The 20,351-nt window shown below is 54.9% G+C and carries 11 protein-coding genes and 3 pseudogenes; 6 read left to right on the top strand and 8 right to left on the bottom strand.

From position 1 onward, the window contains the following. The first annotated feature begins 33 nt into the window (after window positions 1–33). Window positions 34–6,501, top strand: a complete 6,468-nt coding sequence (locus LN341_RS12125) for a non-ribosomal peptide synthetase (protein WP_234203421.1) — start codon at window positions 34–36, stop codon at window positions 6,499–6,501. Then, complete coding sequence (locus tag LN341_RS12120; RefSeq protein WP_234203420.1) at window positions 6,488–8,029, top strand: amino acid adenylation domain-containing protein; 1,542 nt, start codon at window positions 6,488–6,490, stop codon at window positions 8,027–8,029. Before LN341_RS12125 ends, LN341_RS12120 begins: the two co-directional genes overlap by 14 nt. A gap of 131 nt (window positions 8,030–8,160) precedes the next feature. Here the strand turns inward: LN341_RS12120 and LN341_RS12115 are convergent, their stop codons facing one another. Further along, window positions 8,161–9,093: an ABC transporter substrate-binding protein gene (locus LN341_RS12115; RefSeq protein WP_234203419.1), complete on the bottom strand. Its 933-nt coding sequence runs from the start codon at window positions 9,091–9,093 to the stop codon at window positions 8,161–8,163. Window positions 9,094–9,248: 155 nt separating this feature from the next. Here LN341_RS12115 and LN341_RS12110 point away from each other — a divergent pair, with 155 nt between their 5' ends. The 3 genes from LN341_RS12110 to LN341_RS12100 are packed head-to-tail and all read left to right on the top strand — an operon-like array spanning window position 9,249 to window position 12,171. Then, window positions 9,249–10,259 (top strand): iron ABC transporter permease, encoded by a 1,011-nt coding sequence (locus LN341_RS12110; RefSeq protein ID WP_276131390.1) that lies wholly within the window; start codon window positions 9,249–9,251, stop codon window positions 10,257–10,259. 11 nt (window positions 10,260–10,270) lie between these two features. After that, window positions 10,271–11,371 (top strand): iron chelate uptake ABC transporter family permease subunit, encoded by a 1,101-nt coding sequence (locus tag LN341_RS12105; RefSeq protein WP_234203418.1) that lies wholly within the window; start codon window positions 10,271–10,273, stop codon window positions 11,369–11,371. Next, window positions 11,371–12,171: an ABC transporter ATP-binding protein gene (locus LN341_RS12100; RefSeq protein WP_234203417.1), complete on the top strand. Its 801-nt coding sequence runs from the start codon at window positions 11,371–11,373 to the stop codon at window positions 12,169–12,171. Before LN341_RS12105 ends, LN341_RS12100 begins: the two co-directional genes overlap by 1 nt. Window positions 12,172–12,272: 101 nt before the next feature. On the opposite strand, the gene LN341_RS12095 is transcribed toward LN341_RS12100, so the two are convergent. The 6 genes and pseudogenes from LN341_RS12095 to LN341_RS12070 all read right to left on the bottom strand — a co-directional run. Beyond that, complete coding sequence (locus tag LN341_RS12095) at window positions 12,273–13,352, bottom strand: 3-deoxy-7-phosphoheptulonate synthase (RefSeq protein WP_234203416.1); 1,080 nt, start codon at window positions 13,350–13,352, stop codon at window positions 12,273–12,275. A gap of 91 nt (window positions 13,353–13,443) precedes the next feature. Beyond that, window positions 13,444–14,289 (bottom strand): siderophore-interacting protein, encoded by an 846-nt coding sequence (locus LN341_RS12090; RefSeq protein ID WP_234203415.1) that lies wholly within the window; start codon window positions 14,287–14,289, stop codon window positions 13,444–13,446. 268 nt (window positions 14,290–14,557) lie between these two features. Next, a complete protein-coding gene (locus LN341_RS12085; protein WP_234203414.1) occupies window positions 14,558–15,418 on the bottom strand; it encodes a GIY-YIG nuclease family protein in 861 nt (286 codons plus the stop codon). Between the two features lie 179 nt (window positions 15,419–15,597). Continuing rightward, window positions 15,598–15,837, bottom strand: a pseudogene (locus LN341_RS12080) (hypothetical protein); the annotation flags it as partial. Window positions 15,838–15,839: 2 nt separating this feature from the next. Next, window positions 15,840–17,609: a restriction endonuclease subunit S gene (locus LN341_RS12075; RefSeq protein ID WP_234203412.1), complete on the bottom strand. Its 1,770-nt coding sequence runs from the start codon at window positions 17,607–17,609 to the stop codon at window positions 15,840–15,842. Further along, window positions 17,609–18,664, bottom strand: a pseudogene (locus LN341_RS12070) (N-6 DNA methylase); the annotation flags it as partial. The pseudogene LN341_RS12070 and the gene LN341_RS12075, both read right to left, overlap by 1 nt. Before the next feature lie 75 nt (window positions 18,665–18,739). Between LN341_RS12070 and LN341_RS12065 the strand changes: the two are divergent. Continuing rightward, window positions 18,740–19,851 (top strand): IS3 family transposase gene (locus tag LN341_RS12065; RefSeq protein WP_234205030.1). Its coding sequence is split into 2 segments (ribosomal slippage): window positions 18,740–18,992 and window positions 18,992–19,851, totalling 1,113 coding nucleotides; the frame shifts between segments, so codons are not numbered across the junction. Between the two features lie 15 nt (window positions 19,852–19,866). On the opposite strand, the pseudogene LN341_RS12060 reads toward LN341_RS12065, so the two are convergent. Beyond that, window positions 19,867–20,307, bottom strand: a pseudogene (locus tag LN341_RS12060) (type I restriction-modification system subunit M N-terminal domain-containing protein); the annotation flags it as partial. Window positions 20,308–20,351: the final 44 nt, after the last annotated feature.

The following is a 20,351-nucleotide window of genomic DNA, read 5'->3' as shown; positions in this document are numbered from 1 at the left end:
GCAGGCGCTCCACAGTGAAACAGGAAAATCAAAATGACAGATATGATTTCATTTTTGGCGGATCTTGAGCGCAAAGGCATTCGGCTGGCACTGAATGAAAAAGGTCAGCTGACTTCTCAGTGCAGCAAGCAGGCGCTGACACCGGAAATCGGACAGCAGATCCGCGACAATAAAGACGCCATCATCCGTTGCCTGAGCGCTCGCCAGGCGTATGAACAACCGATCCCCTTACAACAGGCGGCCTCCGGGCCGCTTTCTTTCTCGCAAAGCGGTTTGTGGTTTATTGAGCAATACGAAGACAACTCGCACCTGTACAACATGCCGGTGCATTTTCGTCTGACCGGCAAGTTGGATGTCGGGGCGCTGGAGTATGCCTTCTCGGCACTGGCACAAAAGCATGCCAGCCTGCGAACCCGTTTTATCCGCAACAGCCAGGGCAAAGGCGAGCAGCATATTGCGCCGCAGACTGAGCTGACGGTGATTCACCATGACTTGTCGCACCTGGACAAAGCCACGCGGGAGCAGGCACTGCTGAAAATGGTCGAGGAAGACATTTACCGGCCGTTTGATCTGGAGCAGGGCGGCCTGACCCGGGTTGAGCTGGTGAAGCTTGGGGAGGCGGAACATCTGCTGATGCTGACCCAGCACCACATTATTTCTGACGGCTGGTCGGTCAAAAACATGTTTGCCGACTTCAAGCAGGCGTTTCTGGCCTATCAGAATAACCAGCAGCAGCCGGTCAAACCAACCGCGGTCAACTATATCGACTACGCCCACTGGCTCAATTCCCCGGCATTTCGGGACTATCATGAAGAGTTCCGTCCGTTCTGGGTTGAGCGCCTGAAAGGCATCCCGGAAGTGCATGCGCTGCCGCTGGATAAACCGCGTCCGGCCAGCCACAACAATGACGGTGCGCTGGTGTTTTCTGCCATCCCCCTGCCGAAGTGGCAGCAGTTCCAGCGTCTGTGTCAGCAGAACAGCAGCTCTTATTTTATCGGCCTGCATGCCGTGTTCTCGCTGCTGATGGCTCGCCTGGGTGGCGATAACGACGTAGTGATCGGGACACCGCTGGCGTACCGTGAGCGTGCCGATATCGAAGATGTGGTGGGCTTTTTCGTCAATACCATCGTGCTGCGGACCCAGCTTGATGAGCACCTGAGCTTTAGCGACTATCTGCGCTACTGCCGTGAGCAGGATCTGGCGGCCTTTGATCATCAGCTGTTCCGTTTTGAATCGCTCAGCGAAGCCATCGGGGCCGACCGGACCACAGCCCTGAACCCGATTTTCCAGATCATGCTGGTCTATCAGGCCAAGGTGGATTTCAATGATCTGATCCCGGGGTGTGGCGCGGTGGAAGAACCCACGCCGGTACTGCCGGCAAAAACCGACCTGTCACTGAAAGTCACCGAACTGGTGGACGGTGTCCGGCTGGAGTGGCTCTACAGTAAAGGGGTGTTTGAACATCAGACGGTCGCCCGTTTTGCCCAGATGTTCCTGACGTTGCTGGACGGCATTCTGGCGGCGCCGCTCGCTAATGTCATGCAATTGCCTATGGTGGATGAAGCGCATCAGGACCGCATCGCTCAGGCACTGGCAAATCTGCCGGCACGTGTCGATGCACCCATGCTGATCCACGAGCAGGTGAGTCGTCATGCCGCAGACTCACCTGCACAGCCTGCGGTGACCGGGCGCGACCAGACACTGACGTATCAGGCACTGGAGCAGGCGTCGAACCGGCTGGCGCATTACCTGCTGAGTCAGCATCCGGCGGGTGAGGCTCAGCAGACAGACAAGAAAATCGGTGTGGTGGCCAGTCGGACTTCCCAGTATGCGGTGGCAGCGCTGGCTGCCTGGAAAGCTGGCATGAGTTATGTGCCGCTGGACCCGGCCTATCCGACCGCACGCTTGCAGCATCTGGTCGATGATGCCCAACTGGCGGTGGTGATTGCACCGGATGCGCAGTTTGCTGAATCTCATGCGGCATTGACGGGCTGCCAGATCATCAATGTGACCGATGGGCCGATCATCGCGTCGCTGTCTCAGGCGCCGGACACACCGCCCGCCGTGAATGTCAGCGCGGAAGATCTGGCTTATGTCATTTATACCTCGGGCTCGACCGGTTTGCCGAAAGGGGTGGAGGTCGAGCACGGCGCGTTTGTGAATGTGCTGACCGACCATACCGCCCGGCTGGCGCTGACCCCGGACAGTGTGATGCTGAACCCGATGTCGCTGGCTTTTGACGCCGGGAATATGACCGCCATCCTGCCGCTGTTTGCCGGGGCAAAACTGGCCCTCGGGACACCGGATGAAACCTTGCTCGATCAGGCTGAGGCGCACGGCGCCACACATATGATCAGCTCAACGGCACTGTTTGCTGCCATGACACCGCGCCCGTTGAGTTCGCTCAGAACGGTCGGCTTCGGTGGCGAAGCGTGCCCGGCCACACTGGCAGCCAGCTGGCAGGGGAAACTGCGCCTGCTGAACATGTATGGCCCGACTGAATTTACCGTCACCGCGCTGGTGAAAGAACTGCAACCGGGTGAGCCGGTGACTATCGGCCATCCGGTCGACAATACGCAGGCGCTGATCCTGGATGCGCACGGCCAGCTATGCCCTGTGGGTGTCGCGGGTGAGTTGTGTCTGGCTGGTCTGGGTCTGGCGCGGGGATATCTGAATCAGCCGGAACTGACGGCCAAAGTCTTTGTGACCGTGGAGGTCGCGGGACAGACGGTACGCTGTTATCGCACCGGCGATAAGGCGCGCTGGCTCAATCACGGCGAAGTGGAATATCTGGGACGCATGGATCAGCAGGTGAAACTGCGCGGTTACCGGATTGAACTGGCCGAAATTGAAAGCCAGATCGCCAAAGTGGCGCCGCAACTGCATCAGGTGCGGGTGATTGTCGCCGGTGAAGGCGCGCAGCGACAGCTGGTGGCTTATGCCACCGCAGAAACTTCATCGGCTGCGAACCAGTCGCCGGTTCCGGGGCAGATCCTCTCTGCCGCCGCACGGATCTTGCCGGAGTACATGGTGCCGGTCGAACTGATTGTGCTCGATGAATTACCACTGACGGTCAACGGCAAGCTGGATATCAGCCGCCTGCCTGAGCGTCAGATCGCGACAGGAGACGGGGTCCAGCCGGAAAATGAGATGGAAGCCAGGGTGCTGGCTATCTGGCGTGAGGTGCTCAATACCGAACTGGGCGTGGAAGACGATTTCTTCCGCCTCGGCGGTGACTCAATCCTGAGTATCCAGCTCAATACCCGCCTGCGTGATGCCGGTTTTGCCTGTACCGTCAAAGATGTGTTTGAAGCCAAGACGGTACGCAAACTGTGCCGGACCCTGGCTGCGCATGCTGAGACTGAACGGGCGGTTGATGCTGAGCAGGGCCAGCTGTCCGGCAGCTTTGATTTGCATCCGATTCAGCGCTGGTTCGATGCCCAGCCTTTCGCCCGTCCGGCGCACTGGAACCAGGCGGTGGTGCTGGCCATTCCGGATCTGGATTCGGCCCGCCTGACTGAGATCATGACCCGGTTACTGGCCCATCATGATGCCTTGCGTCTGCGGGTCACTGAAGAAAATGGCGTGCGGCGCCAGCGTTATCAGGCCTCTGTGACTGTCCCTGAGCTGACAGAGCTGGATGCCGCCGGGATGACGCAAGAGCAATTGTATGATGCCCTGACAGCGCTGCAGTCGCAGTTTGATCTGGAAAACGGGCCTGTGATGGCCTGGGCTCGAATTCGTCATTTACCGGGTGAGGATGCGACGACGTCCCAGACCGGTCTGTTCCTGGCGCTGCACCACTGGGTGGTGGATGCGGTCTCCTGGCGGATTCTGGCTGATGATCTGCAGCGCTTGTCACAAGGACTGCCGCTGGCGGAGAAAACCTCCAGCTACCGTCAGTGGGGCGAAGCGCTGAAGGATTACGCCGAGCGCCATCCGGCGCAGTTTGATTACTGGCGCAGCCAGCTTGAGCACGTCAATCACAGCGCGCTGCCTGCCACACGCAACCAAGACAAAGACGGCAATGTCATTCCGAGTCAGGCCATATTGCAGCTGGATCAGGCAGAGACTGACCGTCTGGTGGGACCGGCCAATACCGCGTTCAGCACTGAAGTGCGGGATCTGTTGCTGTCTGCCCTGAGTGTGACGATCAAGGCGCTGGGCTGGGGCGAACAGTCCACTGTGATGCTCGAAGGCCATGGCCGGGAAGAGATTGGTGCACAGCTGGATGTCAGTCGTACCGTAGGCTGGTTTACCAGTGCTTATCCTTGCACAGTGGCGGTACAGCCATCACTGGCAGAAACCATCAAACAGGCCAAGGAAAATCTGCGCCGGATCCCGGATAACGGGGTGGGTTTCAACGCGCTGCGCAGCTACCACCCACAGGGTGAACAGCTCACTTTCTCGCCGGTTGTCCTGAATTATCTGGGCCGTCAGACCCAGAAGCAGGGGCAGCAGGCTGAACTGTGGCGGCCCTTACCTGTGGTGCCGGGACAAACGGCTTCACCACTGAATCCGGGCGCTGAGCTGCTCAGTCTGCATGGCGGGATCTACGACGGCCAGCTGACACTGCGTCAGGTCGGGGTGCTGGATCAGGCGCTGAGCGAACAGTTCATGGCGGCTTTCAAAGCCAACCTGCTGGAGATGATCCACTTCTGCGAGCAGCATGCGAAGTCCCACGGGCGGCAGTCGACACCATCGGATTATCCGCTGGTGCGTCTGACACAGCCGGAACTGGACGGGCTGAGCAAGCGCTTTGCGATCGAAACATTGCTGCCGGCTTCGTCGCTGCAGCAAAGTATGTTTGCCCATCAGCAGCGTTGCCCGGACGATGAAGCCTATCTGCTGCAAACGCCGATCCGTTACCGTCAGCCGGTGGATCTGATGCGTTACCAGCAGGCATGGCAGGCCGTCTTGGCAGCTTACCCGGCCTTACGCACCGTGCTGAGCGGCCCGCATCACATGGGTGATCAACTGATCCAGGTGGTGCAACGTCAGCCGGTTCTACCGTTCGAGGTGGTGGATCTGATGGGTGAGGACGATGCTGAAGCACTGATCGCCGAATACTGCCAGCACGATCGTCAGCGTGGTATGGCGCTGGATGGCGATGCCTTGCTGCGTGTGCGCTGTTTCCGACTGGCTGAGGATGACATCCGGGTGATCTTCAGTTGTCACCATGCTGCGATTGACGGCTGGAGTGGCCCGCGTCTGTTTGCCGCGCTGCATCAGGCTTATGAGGCACTGGCGGATCATGAGGGTGACGATTGCTCCGGGGGGCTGCCAGTCGATCAGGCCTATCTGGATCACGCAGCGTACGCGGTACGCAGCCAGTCGGATACGGCGGCCTTCTGGGCAGGTAAAGCGCTGGCAACGGCTCAGGCTGATGATTTAACGGCGCTGTTCGGGCCGGACTTTGCATCATCACCACTGCAACAACAGCCTGAAGTCGTGAAAACCGTGCTGAGCACGCCAGCTCAGACGGCGCTGCAAGACTTTGCGCGTCAGGTCGGTGTGACTCACAGTACCGTGGCACAATTTGCCTGGCACCGACTGGTTGCCCGCCTGACCGGCCAGCCATCGAAAAACACGACCATTGTGGGCAATGTGGTGCCGGGGCGAGATGCGCCGGTAACCGGGATTGCTGCCAGTGTCGGCCTGTATATCAACACCTTGCCGCTGGTTATGCGCTGGCAGGATGGCGACTCGCTGGCCAGCCAGCTGACGCAGTTGCAGGGAGAAGCCATGGCGCTGAACCAGCATGCGACTCAGTCGCTGATGGCCTTGCAGGCCGGACGCAGCCGACTGTTTGACTGCGTGTTTGTTTATGAGAACTATCCGCGCGCTGAGGCGAATCCTCAGGCCCGAGCGGATGATGCAAGACTGCGTCCTGAGTTTGGCCCGGCGTTTGAAAAAGTGGAGATCCCGCTCAGTCTGGTGGTCAATGAAGTGGGCGGCCAGTTATCGCTGCGCTTTGAGTTTGATGCCATGCAGGTGGCGCCATCACGGGCCAGCGAGGTGCTGAGGTTATGGCAGGTGGAGCTGCAGCAAGTGATCGCCGCCGATCCGCAACAGGCATTGCCGCTGACCCCGGTCGAGGGAGCGACTCAGATCTTGTCGTCTCAGGCGGCGAAGACTCAGTCAGAGCCGGATCAAACGCACCCTGAGCCGGGCGTGATGTCAGCTGAAGTGGCACTCTTGATCAGTGAAGTCTGGCAACAAAGCACGTCGCAGTCAGTCACACCGGACCATGACGCCTGGCATCAGCCTCTGTGTGCGCTGGGGATCGATTCTCTGGCGGCCATTGGCCTGGTACAACGTCTGAATCATGCGCTGAATATGCATGATGTGTCGGCGGTGGGGGTCACCCAGCCTGTGACTTTAGCCTTCCTGTATCAGCATGCCACACCGGATGCGATGTGCCGGGCACTGAGTGGTGATCGTGTGCAACGCGCTGGTGCCGTTCAATCCGAAAGGGAGGCCGTCGATGTTGGTGAGTAACGATCCCGGTGAGGAAAGCCTGGCTTTCACACCGCTTCACTTCACCGCTATGCTGGAGGCCGCCCTGATCGGGGCGGCCGAATCCGGACGGGAGGCGATTGCCTTTGGCGAGCAATCCATCAGTTATCGCGAATTGCTGGCGGAAGTCAGCCGGGTTCAGCAGCAGCTGAGTCAGGCGGGTTTGCAGCCGGGCAGTCGGGTGGGGATCCATGTCGAGCGTTCACCGGCCCTGATCGCGACCTTACTGGCCTGTCTGTTCTCTGGTATTGCTTTCGTGCCGCTGGATCCCTTGTTTCCTGCGGGGCGGTTAAAAGATATTGCGCAAGAAGCGCAATTGGATGCGGTACTGGAAACGGCAAGGGAGCATGCTGCGCTGATCGACTTTTGCTGTCCGGTGCTGGCGTTGGATCCTGACGCTGCAGCGGATTCGCAAGCAGGTCATACGACACCCATGCGTTCGCCTTCGCTGGGTCCGGACACCACGGCCTACATGATGTTTACTTCAGGCTCGACCGGCAAGCCCAAAGGGGTGGTGATCAGCCATCAGGCGCTGGTAACCTTCTTGTGCGCCGCCGTGGAACGACTGGGACTGGATGACAAGTGTCACTGGCTGCTGATCACTACGATTGCGTTTGATATCTCGATGCTGGAGATTTTTGCTCCTTTGCTGGTGGGGGGCCGTTTGCGCCTAACCAACAGTGAGGAACATAAAGATCCCCATGCGGTTGCCGCTATTCTGACACGTTATCCCTCGGTCAATACGCTTCAGGCCACGCCGACTTTCTGGCGAATGCTGGTCAATACCGGCTGGCAAGGGCAGGCCGGTCTGACCGCACTCACTGGCGGGGAAGCCTTGGATAGCGGACTGGCGCAGCAGTTATTATCACGCTGCGCGGTGCTGTGGAACTGCTATGGTCCGACAGAAGCGACGGTCTGGTCACTGATGTCACAGGTGCAGCCAGATCAGCCGATCACCATCGGCCACAGTCTGGCCGGTTATGGTCATCTGGTGCTGGATGAAACGGATCAGCTGGTCGCTGTGGGTCAGGAAGGGGAGCTGTGTATTCATGGCGATGCGCTCAGTGACGGTTACTGGCAACGGGCAGATCTGACCGCGCGTCAGTTTGTCACCCGCAGCGACGGCCTGCGCTATTACCGGACCGGAGATCGCGTCCGGCGACTGGCGGAAGACCGCTATCAGTATTTTGGTCGCCTGGACGGTCAGGTCAAACTGCGAGGCTACCGGATCGAGCTGGGTGAGATTGAAGCGCGGCTTCGTCATCTGGATGCAGTCAGGGATGCAGCCGTCACGCTGGAAGGCGAAGGCGAGCAGGCAACGCTGGTTGCCTATCTGGAACAGGGTGAGCAAAGCGGGAGCGATGCGCCGGCGATGACTCGTCTGCAACTGCGCAAGGCGCTTTCTGCCCATCTGCCCGGTTATATGATCCCGGGGCGCTTTGTCTGGCTGGCCCGCCTGCCGACAACCGCCAGCGGAAAAGTGGATCGCAAACGGCTCGCTGCCGGTTAATCTGGCCTGTTGCCACAACGAAAAAACCGCCTGATTGACGTCAGGCGGTTTTTTTATCGCTGATCTTTCTTACTTATCATCTTTCTTACTTATCGAAGCGCTTCTGAGGACAACGTTGGCTCGGTGAGCGCTTACTGCGTCAGCTGCTGAGCATCCGGCGTATTGACCAGTCTGGCGATGTCATCCATCACTTTCAGCGCAGCCAGCGGGCCGCCGACCGAGGTCCACAGCGAACCGTCAACCGGTGCGAAGCGGCCGGATTCGATGGCGCTCAACTGGCGGAAGGCTGGAGTATTCTCGGCCTGCTTCATGGCTTCAACGGCTTCCCCTGACGTGCTCAGCGTGCCGATCACCATCCAGTCGCCGTCCAGTACAGCCAAGGCTTCCAGGCTCAGGGACATAGAGTGAGTATGACCCGGATCCTGCTGGTTCTCAGGTCGTTTCATGCCGACATCGGCAATCACCTGGCTGGCAAAGGAGTCGTGGAACATATAAGCCGGTCCTTTCGGGTTCCAGCGCACCACGCTGATGGTCTGGCCCAGTTTGTCACCAATTGCCTGTTTGGTTTGTTCCGCATGTGCCTGATAACGCGCCATGAAGGCATCGGCGTCCGCCTGGCGGTTCAGGATATTGGCGGTGCGCTGGAACACGCTTTTCCAGTTTTCGCCGTAGTTGAAGGTCACCACAGTCGGGGCGATTTCGCCCAGCAGTTCAATTACCTCAGGACGGTTGGGTGCGGTCAGGATCAGATCCGGCTCCAGCTCAAGAATGGTTTCCAGATTCGGGCGGGACAGATCGCCAACGATCTGAATATCGCCCTGAATCGCCGGGGTCAGATAACGGGGCAGGGTTTGCTGGCCGCGACCGTTGACAGTGCCGATCGGCGTCATGCCCAGCGCGAGGGCGGTATCCAGATCGATCTCGCTGAGGGTAATGACACGTTTCGGATGGGCGGGGACGGTAACTTTCTCACCCAGGGCATCTTCGATGATGCGGGTGTCGGCAGCACTGGCCTGACTCGCCATGCAGAACAGAATCAGGGCCGTAAACAGACTTCGTAGCAAAATAACGCTCCTTATTATGCATCTCAATGAAGTGAATGAATCTTTTCGAATTGTACTTAATAAAGATATTGAGAACTATTTTTATTTAATGCTGTTCTAAGAAAAGGCGGATTGATATCATGCTCAGCCTCGTTGTTATACATGGAGTTGCAAGCGTGTCGAAACGTCAACTCGTCTGGCTCGGAGCAGGCGTGTTCAGTGTCTGTTTTTTTTCAGTGATGTCGATGTCGGTTGGTGCCGGGGAATACGGCGCAGCAGAAGCGCTGGCCTACTATTTCTCTGCCATTGAGCCGTCAGAACACATGACCATGGTGATGGATACCCTGCGCTTGCCGCGCACCCTGTGTGCCCTGATGGTCGGTGTCAGCCTGTCACTGGCCGCCTCTTTACTTCAAAGCGCCACCCGTAACCCGCTGGCTGAGCCGGGGTTGCTTGGCGTCAATGCCGGCGCGGTGCTGGGGCTGGTCACCGGTCTGACCTATTTTGGTGTCGAATCCGCTCAGGGGTATCTGGTCTGGTCCGGACTGGGGGCGCTGGCCGGTAACATCGTGGTGCTGCTGGTGGGCCATGTGATGGGCAAGTCCAGCCCGCTCAAACTGATCCTGGTCGGGGTGGCGATGAACGCGACCTTTGGCGGTTTATCCAATTATATTTTGCTGTCGAACCAGGTGGTGCTGGATCAGTTCCGGTTCTGGAACCTGGGTTCGCTGGCCGCGGCCGATATGACGGCGATGGCGCTGATATCACCCTTTATGCTGGCCGCCATCGTGCTGACCTTTCTGCTGGCCCGTCAGCTCACCATGATGCAGCTTGGCGAACAGCAGGCCCGATCGCTGGGCATTAATACGCATTGGGTACGCATCGGCGTACTGCTGGCCTCGACCCTGTTTACCGCCTGTGCCATTTCGGTGGCTGGGCCGATCAGCTTTGTCGGTTTTCTGGCGGCTTATTGTGCCCGCATGGTGGAGCCGGTTCGGCTGTCGGTACAGGTGATTTTCTCGGCGCTGTTCGGGGTCTGTTTTATCCTGATTGCCGATATTCTGGCCCGCTGGATGATTCAGCCTTATGAAATGCCGAATGGGGTATTGCTGGCGATGATCGGAGCGCCTGTGCTGATTGGCGTGGTCCGGCGCGGTGGTTTCCGCTCCTTGCTGGCGGTGAAGTAGGAGCACAGTTGATGGAAAAGAGTCTCTCGCAGCACATGGCTGCAAGCCCGAGTCAGGATAAGGCGTTTACGCCGCCGCATGTTCCGCACGGTAAGTGGTTGTGGCAGTTCGGTAACAAGACCCTGCTGGTGGAGCGACGGGCCGTTTTCATTGGTGCTTTGCTGATGCTGGCGCTGGTGGCGATGAGCCTGCTGGCGATCAGTATCGGTTCGGCCAAACTCACGCCCTGGCTGGCGCTCAAAGCCCTGCTGGGGGAATCGACCCGCATGGTCGAGATCATGGTGTTTAAAATTCGTCTGCCCCGCGTGGTGGCCGTGTTGGTGGCTGGTGCGGCCATGGGGCTGTCGGGCTGTATGATCCAAACGCTGGTACGTAACCGGCTGGCGACCCCGGATATGGTCGGGGTCAATGAAGGGGCCACACTGGCGATCACCTTTTTTACCTTGTACCTCACGCTGGGCTCCTGGCCCTGGTGGGCTGCGCCACTGGGTGCGGTGGTGGCGGCGGTAATGCTCTATATGCTGTGCCGTAACCCCGGCGAGCAGGGCTATCTGTTTGTGGTGATCGGCATCGGGGTCTCGGAGCTGATGCGCGCTGTGGGCGAATTTCTGATGTCGACTGAATCTATCGTGCATGTCAGCAGCGTGTACTTCTGGACCATGGGCAACTTTGTCGGTCAGGGCTACAGCGTCAGCCTGCCGGTGGCCGGGCTGCTGCTGTTACTCAGTCCGGCGGTGATTTACTTCTCCCGCCAGCTGGATGTGCTGCGGCTGGGACTGCCGACCGCCCAAAGTCTGGGCGTCAACGTCAGCCGGGTGCAGGTGGCGATTCTGATGCTGGCGATCCTGATCGCCGCGCTGGGCACGGCCATCGGCGGCCCTGTGGTGTTTATCGCCATGGCGGCCCCCATTATTGCGAGCTTTTTGCTCCGGGGGCGCATTGTGCCGCTCTGGACCGCGGCCATGCTGGGCGCATTGTTACTCCTGCTGAGTGATACTCTGGTCCGGGTGCTAGCCGATCCTCACGAAGTGGCGACCGGGATTATGACCCGTATTCTGGGCGGTATCATGCTATTTATTTTTCTACTGCGAGATAAAGGACAGGCCGACTAATGACCGCGTTAACGATGACAGGCGTAGGGTTTTCCTACGAGAGCAAGACCGTCCTCAAGGATGTCTCATTTTGTCTGGGTAAAGGCAAGCTGGTGGGCATTGTCGGTCCGAACGGTGGCGGCAAATCGACGCTGCTCAAGATGATGGCCAAACAACTGGCACCGCAGCAGGGCGAGATCATCCTGAACGGCAAATCGCTGGCGGACTACTCGATGAAAGCGCTGGCCAAAGTACTGGCTTTCCTGCCGCAGCAGCCCATCAGCCCGGCCGGGATCACGGTGGAACAACTGGTGCAGTACGGTCGTCATCCCCATCAGGGTTGGTTCAGCCAGTGGAGCGACGACGATGCCGCTCAGGTCGCCAAAGCCATTCAGTGGATGAAGCTGGAAGCTTTGCTGCAGCAACCTGTGGCCAGTTTGTCCGGCGGCCAGCGCCAGCGTGCCTGGCTGGCGATGATTCTGGCGCAGGATACCGATGTGATCCTGCTTGATGAGCCGACCAGTGCGCTGGATATCGGCCATCAGATTGAAGTGATGGAAAGCATCAGCCAGATGGTGGCGATGGGTAAAACCGTGGTGCTGGTGATCCATGATCTGGCCGCAGCCGCGCGTTACTGTGATGAACTGGTGGCGATTGGTGAGCAGGGCGTGGTCGCAGCAGGGCCAGTGGCGGAAGTGATTACCAAGCCGATGATCGACAAGCTCTACAATACCCATGTCGATATTCTGAAAGCGCCGTTTGATGATGCGCCTGTGATTGTGCCGCGTCGTCAGGCGGACTGGCAGCAGATCGCCGGTTAACCGGTCCGCTTAATTGCAATCAAAAGCCAGCCTGAAACGGCTGGCTTTCGTTTATCTGCCGTGTGTCGTTTGACTCCTGGCTGGGGACAGACCACCGGTATTTATCCCTCGTTGGCGGCTAATCGGACAGGATTTCCCTCACGACGCTGCTCGACAGCGCTGGCCAGCATCGACAGCAGGGTCTCGGTATCGTCCCAGCCCAGACAGGCATCGGTGATGGACTGACCATAGGTCATGGTATCCGAAATCTCCTGCCGCCCTTCAACCAGAAAGCTCTCGGCCATGATCGCGTTAATGGCATGGTTGCCGTTGCCAATCTGACGGCACAGCTCTTCGGCCACCAGCAACTGGCGCTGGAACTGCTTCAGGCTGTTGCCATGGCTGCAGTCGACCATCACCCCTGTGGTGATCCCTTTGGCTTCCAGCTGCTGCAGCGCATGGTGAATGTCTGCTTCGCTGTAGTTCGGGGCTTTTCCGCCACGCAGGATCAGGTGACAGTCCGGATTCCCTGCACTGGTGACGGCATACAGCTGTCCGTCCTGACCTGTGGTGGTGTAGAGGTGCGGGTGGCGGCTGGCAATAATGGCATCCATCGCCACACTGACATTGCCGTCGGTGCCGTTCTTAAAGCCGACCGGACACGGCAGGCCGGACGTTTGCTGACGGTGCGGCTGAGACTCTGTGGTTCTGGCGCCGATGGCACCCCAGCTCATCAGATCGGACAGATAGGTAAAACTGGTGGTATCAAGAAATTCTGTCGCGGCCGGCAGGCCCAGTGCATTGATGCGGATCAGCAGCTCTCTGGCTTGCTGCAGGCCTTTGCCGATTTGATCGCTGCCATCCAGATCCGGGTCAAACAGCATGCCTTTCCAGCCGACTGTGGTGCGCGGTTTTTCAAAATAGGTGCGCATCACCACCACCAGCTGATCCTGATATCGCTCGGCGCATTGGGCCAGTTGCTCGGCATATTCGATGGCCGCGTCCGGATCATGAATCGAACACGGGCCGATGACGACCAGCAGTCTGTCGTCCTGGCCGTGCAAAATCTCTCTGATGGTGCTGCGCGAGTCTGCAATCTGCTCGCTCAATGCTGCCGGGCAGGGGATTGCGTTTGCCAGTGCAGCGGGTGTGGGTAGTGCCTGCCATGAATGGGCGCGGATCACTGAAGGGTCAATAGCCATTACTGTTTCCTTTGTTGTCATCGGGAGATGACATCACTCTTGTGCTTCAAAGTGCCCATACAGGCAAGTACCGGATCGGTCTGAATTATTATTAGTTATCAACAACCTGGTGGCGACTGGTGTGATAGCTGTCTTCATCAATCCCAAAACGCCAGTAGGGAATGGCATAGACCTGAGTGCGCTCAACATCCAGTTCACGGCGGATAAAGCGGCGCAAGCCCACAACAATCTGCTCTTCACCGCCCAGCCAGAAATAACTGTCGGCAAGCTGTTCGGCATTTGATTCGGCAGTCGTTTTGGCGCTGAGAAGCTGCTGGCAGAACTGGTCGATCAGCGGCTGCACCTGATCCGGCTGGCCGATAAACCACTGAACCTGAACCCCAGCCGGAGCGCGGAGATCCTGGATATCGGTTTCATCACCGACCTGAATCGCCACATAGCCGCGGCTGTCTGCCGGCATGTCTTCCAGCATGGCACTGATCGCCGGTAAGGCCGTCAGATCCCCGGCCAGATAATACTGCGAGGCCGGTTTGAGCATCGGGTGCGGGCCACCCGGCGGGGAAATCCCCAGTTGATCGCCGGGGCAAGCATTGAGCGCAAACCGCGACGCCGGGCCCAGATCGCCGTGCAGGGCAAAGTCGATATCCATCTCACCGGTTTCCCGGCGCAACTCACGGACCGAGAAGGTACGCAGCAGCGGCTTGTCCTCGGGGGATTCCCACTTCGGCCCTGTTGCCGTCATGGTCGGCAGCACAGGCTCGGATTGTCCCTCCTGAGCAAGCATGATCTTAATGTGCGCGCCGTTACTGCAAGCCGGGTAGTGCGCCAGCGCCGGCGATGTGAAAGTGATACGGCGATAACGCGGGCCCAAATCCCGGACAGATTTCACCGTGAGTAGCACCGGCAGACGTTTTTCCCTGTTGTCGGGCACGGTCATATTGTTTCCTTAATCAATAATGATATCTATTCTCGTTTGATTATACATAAACATATCAGCGAGAAAAGCAAAAGCTCACCTAAGCAACTGAAAGGGTATGGGGAATGGGGGATGGTTGTGTTTTTACTGGGGGCTGATAGTGGTAAAGCCCCCAGATAAAAAACTGCGGGCTGGTACAGATTGAGCTCGGCTGTTCGTTTGTATACAAAAATGCTTTGGACGTTATGGGAGCTGCGACGGCGAAGTGCTGCTGATAATTACGGGATGATTAGACTTCCATCTCGATTTCTTTCAGCGATCGGCCTTTGGCGTCTCGCCAGTAGTCAGGCCCGCTGCAGGGATACCCAAGCAGAACAGCGGAGGCCTGCGAGGCACTGGTAAATAAAATATCATCGGTGGCAATCAGCTTGTCACCGCTCTCGATTAACAACCCTTTTTCTCTCAGGTTGGCTCTCAGATTGGTGTAGCCATTTGAAAGACTCTTCTGTACTTCCGGCAATGCCTGAGAGTTTTTGAGGACCACAATGCCTTCATCGGTTAACTTGGCAGTTGCGTCAATCTTTTTAACTTTCAGCTTTAACAGGCTTTTCTGCTGCGCTTCGGTTTCCTGAGCATCAAAGATGACTTTCGGCTCGAGTAATTTATGGCCCAGGGAGCCAATCACAACGCGGATGCTGTCGATGAATGTTTCCATCGCATCTCTGTCTCCACGGGGCAGAGAAGATGTTGGTGGGCGTTTGTCGTTATCTAGCGCGTAGCGATTCGATGACATGACAATCTCGATGAGCCGGGCTTCCAGGTATTTCACATGGGCTTTGGTCAGGTTTTCATCTTTGTTGGTAAAGCAGATGGCTTCATTCCAGAAATCTTTTGCCGCGATGTGTTGCTGCAACCGCCTCTGGATGTGTTCTGCTTTACCAATATAAACAAGGTTTTTGCCGGTGTCGGAATCAAACCCAAACAGAAAATAAACGCCCGGCCTTTGTGTCTCTTCCCAATCCGTCAGATCTTTGACATGAATGCGGGGAACAGCAATGGCTTGTCCGGTCCAATTGACAATCTCTGCATGGCGAATGCCGGTCACCGTTCCGTTTGCGAGATAAATTTTGAGTTGTGTGCCACGCGCCATCTGAAAAGCCTTTGAATTCGAAGAGATTAATTCAAAGCATGCTAATACGAATGTGTTGTTTTTTCTATCGCTTACTCTGGAAGTTGAGTTTGTCGTGGTTAACTTATTCAGGAACAGGATGGCTTCATGGGCGTCGATATCTAGCTCTTTCTGCTTCAATTAATGGGCAAAGTAGTCACACGCGTAAGTTTAAAAGCCGCGAAGTTGGCATTTTTGTCGATGGCTAACAGGTCGATACGGCGACGGCTGTCTTCCCAGTCTGAAAACTCTTCTGATATCACCAAACAATCAGGAGCGATGGCATCAATACAGCCTTTCAGCGCTTCTTGTAAATCGTGCCGCTCTTGCAGCCCTTCGGCTGCAAAAGTGGTCGGAGTCAGTGCGGTGAGGTTTTTGTTGGCGATATTGTATAGGCTCATGGTTATACTGCTTGTTCGACAATAGCGTCAGTGAGTTGTAGTTGCGACATTTGAGATTCCTTCAAACGCTCCTTCAACTCATCGCAAATACCTAGAAGTAGGTTTACCTTTTCAACGATACGAGGGAATTGTTGCTTTGGTGGGCAAGGAACTAATACATTGCTCAAAATTTCTAAGTTAATATTTTTCTGTGCTGTTGAAGGAGCAAAACGCTCTAAGTTTTCTTTGGCTGTTTTGATGAAATAGTCAAAGTAAACAGTTGGAATTTCCTTGTCATAAGGTGTGTAACCGACAACACTATCAGGGAAACAAGCGTCAAATCCTAGAGTTGCTGTATCCGCAATATTCGCAGCAATAGTGATGCACAATGTCCCTTTTGGCCAAAGCTGACTCTGCGCTAGACCAAATTCATTATACTTTGCGGTATACGTTAGTATTGTTCCATTTGCACGAGCTACATCACCAGTCTGAACTAAAGGGACATTACCGTTTTCATATAGTTTCGGGTCATTACGAGGTCTGTGTTTTGATTTGCCTCTAGCAAGCTCACCTAAGTCAGGTAAACGACACCACTCCCACCCATTCGGCAGTTTAAACGGCTTTTCATCTTCTGCAATCGGCGGTAGCGCTTTTTGCTTTTTGATTTTTTTCTCTTTGACTAACTGTGCTTTTTCTTCCGCAATTCTTTTCAGTAACTCAGCAGCAGGCTCATCGCTTGGATCTTGTGGAACCAACTTACCCATCACTGCCAGTTGTAGAATGGTTTGCTTAAGCTGGTCGATGCTTTCTTCAGTAGTGAATAAAGTATCGAAATGCTCACTGATTCGCGCCCAATTTTGCATTAACTCGTCAGCATCGGCAGAGTTGGTGAGTGTGTCCAACAGCGTTGTCACTAGTACTTGATGCGCTTCAATACTGGCTTCGGTTTGTTGTTCTAACTGGTCGCAGAGCGTTATTAGCTCATCGACTTTGGCGACGATGCGGTGTTGTTCATTGCTTGGAGGAAAAGGTAAAGGGTTCTCTGAAAAAAAGTCTTTAGGGACTCGTTTTTGTCCTGCAGAACCTGTCATCTTCGTTTCGCCAATTTTCAGGAATATAGGAGCCTTTAAGTACAACAATACAAATAGTGGGTTAATGCAATCTGATAGAGGACGAGCCACGTGCAATTCGGTAGTTCCCGCACCAACTCCTCCTTCAAGGCCCGAGAACACCGCGGCTTTGCTGTTCTCAAAACATGGTGTGATCTTAGCTAACGCAATGTCACCATCTTGAAAGTGCGTGTAGCCTTTTTTGATTTCTTTCCAAATTCGCTTTTCAGAACCATGTGAACCATCATAGTTAGTCGTAATTAGTGGCATAGGCACAAACGACACTTCAGCATCATCATCGGTTGTGCTATTTCGAGGGCTAATTTCAGCTATTTCAGAAATCCTTGTCCATGCCCAACCAGTTGGTGTATCAAAAAGTTCTTCGTCTTTGGATACTTGCCCCAAAGATTTTTGTTTCTTAATCTTCTTCGCTTTCACCAACTTTGCTTTTTCAGCCGCAATGCGTTCAAGCAACACTGAAGCAGGCTCATCATTAGGATCTTGAGGAACAAGCTTGCCTCGTACAGCTAACTCTAAAATCAGCTCACGTAGCTTTTTAACGCCATACAGTTCTAACTTCTTACTGCTGCCACGACCAGAGGTCGATTTGGTCTTTACTGCCGAAGTCCAAATATCAATATGTTCGGTGATTAGCTTATTTATAGGAGATTGGTCGACTGCCATTATTGTTCTCCACCTTGCTTTTTACCTTGAATGGTAGAGCTAAGCGCATCACCGAGAATGCCTTTCAGTTGGTCACGCAGTGCTTTGATGTCTTGTTGCTGTTGTTGATAGCTCGCCAGCAACTCTTCAGGGTCATGGCTGACGACTTCGTCCTGATACGGATTTTTAATATCAAGGTTAAAGTTGCGCTCGATGATCTCCTCAATCGATACCTTCCAAGCTTGCTTGGTCTCGATACGGCTAGCGAATCCATCGGCCTCGTTGCCCCACCAATCGATCTCTTGCTGGAACTCCTCAAACTTCATCGGTTTGGTTTTGCTGTAGTTCTTCACGCCTTCTGGGTAAGGGTGCTCATAGAACCATACTTCTTTGGTCGGCTGGCCTTTGGTAAAGAACAGAATGTTGGTCTTAATGCCTGTGTAAGGGTTGAACACGCCATTCGGTAAGCGAACAATTGTGTGCAGGTTACACTCTTCCGTCAGCATCTTTTTGATTTTGGTTTTTACGCCTTCACCAAACAAGGTGCCATCAGGTAACACCACACCAGCGCGACCATTTTTATCCAAGACTTCGACAATAAGCTGCAAGAACAGATCAGCCGTTTCACGAGTTTGCATTTCGGCAGGAAAATTCTTTTCAATCCCGTCTTCTTCTGTGCCGCCAAACGGTGGGTTAGTCGCAATCACATTGATATTGCTGTCCCAGTTTGAAAGCGGCTTGTTAAGCGTGTTGCCGTGCTTGATCTGCACAGGGACTTCGATGCCGTGAAGCATCATATTGGTGATACACAGCAAATGTGGCAGTTGTTTCTTCTCTACACCATGGATTTGCTTTTGCAGCGTTTGGTGGTCGGCTGCGCTTGTCACGTAGTTCTCTTTGACGTGATCGAATGAGCAAGCCAGGAATCCGCCCGTACCGCAGGCGGGGTCCATAATCTGCTCACCCAGCTTAGGGTCAAGACGATTAACGATAAAGCGAGTCACTGCACGAGGGGTATAAAACTCACCCGCATTCCCAGCGCTTTGAAGGTCGCGTAGGATTTGCTCGTAGATATTGTAACCCTCCCCGAAAAACATGTCGCTAGTAATTAGAGCTTTTCCGTTTACACTGAAATAAACGGAGAACGCATGATGAAAAAATCACGCTACACAGAAACACAGATCGTGAAGATCCTGAAGGAAGTGGAGGCTGGCCGTAAGGTCAACGAAGTCTGTCGTGAATACGGTATCTCTGACGCTACCTATTACAACTGGAAATCGAAATATGGTGGTATGGAAGCGTCCGATGTGAAGCGGCTGAAAGAGCTTGAAGATGAAAATCGCCGACTCAAGCAGATGTTCGCTGACCTCAGCCTTGAGCATCGTATTGTGAAAGATATTCTGGAAAAAAAGCTGTAAAGCCAGCGGTTAAACGCGAACTCGTGGAGTATGTTCGTCAGCAATTTCGGGTCAGTCTCAGAATGGCCTGCCGCGCAGTTGGCATCAGTGATTCTGTCTATCGATATCAACCAGACCCTCATCGAGATGATGAGGTCATCGCCAAGTTGCAAGAAGCCGTAGAGCGATATCCTGCTTATGGTTTTGGCAAGTTATTTAAAGTTCTCAGACGCTGGGGATATCCATGGAACCACAAGCGCGTTTACCGTGTTTACTGCTCACTCAAGCTCAATATGAGGCGCAAAGGAAAAAAGCGGTTACCGAAACGGGAGCCAGTCCCGCTGGCACGTCCTGACGGGGTGAACTGCTGTTGGTCGATTGATTTTATGAGTGACGCTCTGGCTTGCGGCAGACGTTTTCGTACGTTTAATGTTGTCGATGATTTTAACCGCGAAGTGTTAGCCATCGAAGTGGACTTAAATTTACCAGCCCCAAGAGTCATCCGGGTTTTGGAGCGTATCACAGCGTGGCGCGGGATGCCCGGCAAACTCAGGATGGATAATGGTCCAGAATTTATCTCCACAGCGTTAGCCGAATGGGCCGAAGAAAATCGAGTTGAACTTGAATTTATTCGACCAGGAAAACCCACTGAGAACTCATATATTGAGCGCTTTAATCGAACCTATCGCACAGAACTTCTCGATATGTACGTTTTTAAAACGCTGAGTGAAGTTCGAGAGTTAACCGAACAATGGATGAAGGAATATAACGATGAACGCCCTCATGATGCCCTGGATGATCTGACCCCGTGGGAATACTTAGCAAGGTACGAAAGCAGGAAAAACTCTAATTTAGGCTGCCATTAAAGTAGGGAGGGTTACAATATCACCAAACAGGTGTCGCTCATTGGAGTCGGTAAAATCAATTTCGTTGAGCTTGTTAATCACCTGACGAAGCAACGTGCCGTTTTTCATGTAGTTGAAGGCATCACTAAAGGCTTCTTTCACCACATAGCCGCGCGGGTTAATATCACTCGGTGCCGTTAGGTTCTTCAGTTTAGGGAACAAGTCATCGTTAACAAACTCAAGCAGTTCATCACCTGTAATGCCTTGATTATCTGCCGCCCAGTGACGCCATAGGTACTTCGCTGGGATTGGTTCGCGGTAATCATCTAGCTCGAACTCCAGCTCTTCTTCTTGGGCATCAAACACTTTAAGGAATAAAAGCCAAGACATTTGGCCCAGACGCTGTGCGTCACCATCAACACCTGCATCTTTACGCATGATGTCTTGAATGGACTTAATCACTGAACTGATTGACATGGTTTTACTACTGCTAACGGACAAAAAATTGGGTCGGATTATAG

This window comes from Photobacterium sp. TLY01 (assembly GCF_021432065.1).
Classification (GTDB): Bacteria; Pseudomonadota; Gammaproteobacteria; order Enterobacterales; family Vibrionaceae; genus Photobacterium; species Photobacterium halotolerans_A.
Note: the sequence above shows the minus strand (reverse complement) of the source record. Positions and strands in the feature narration are given on the sequence as shown.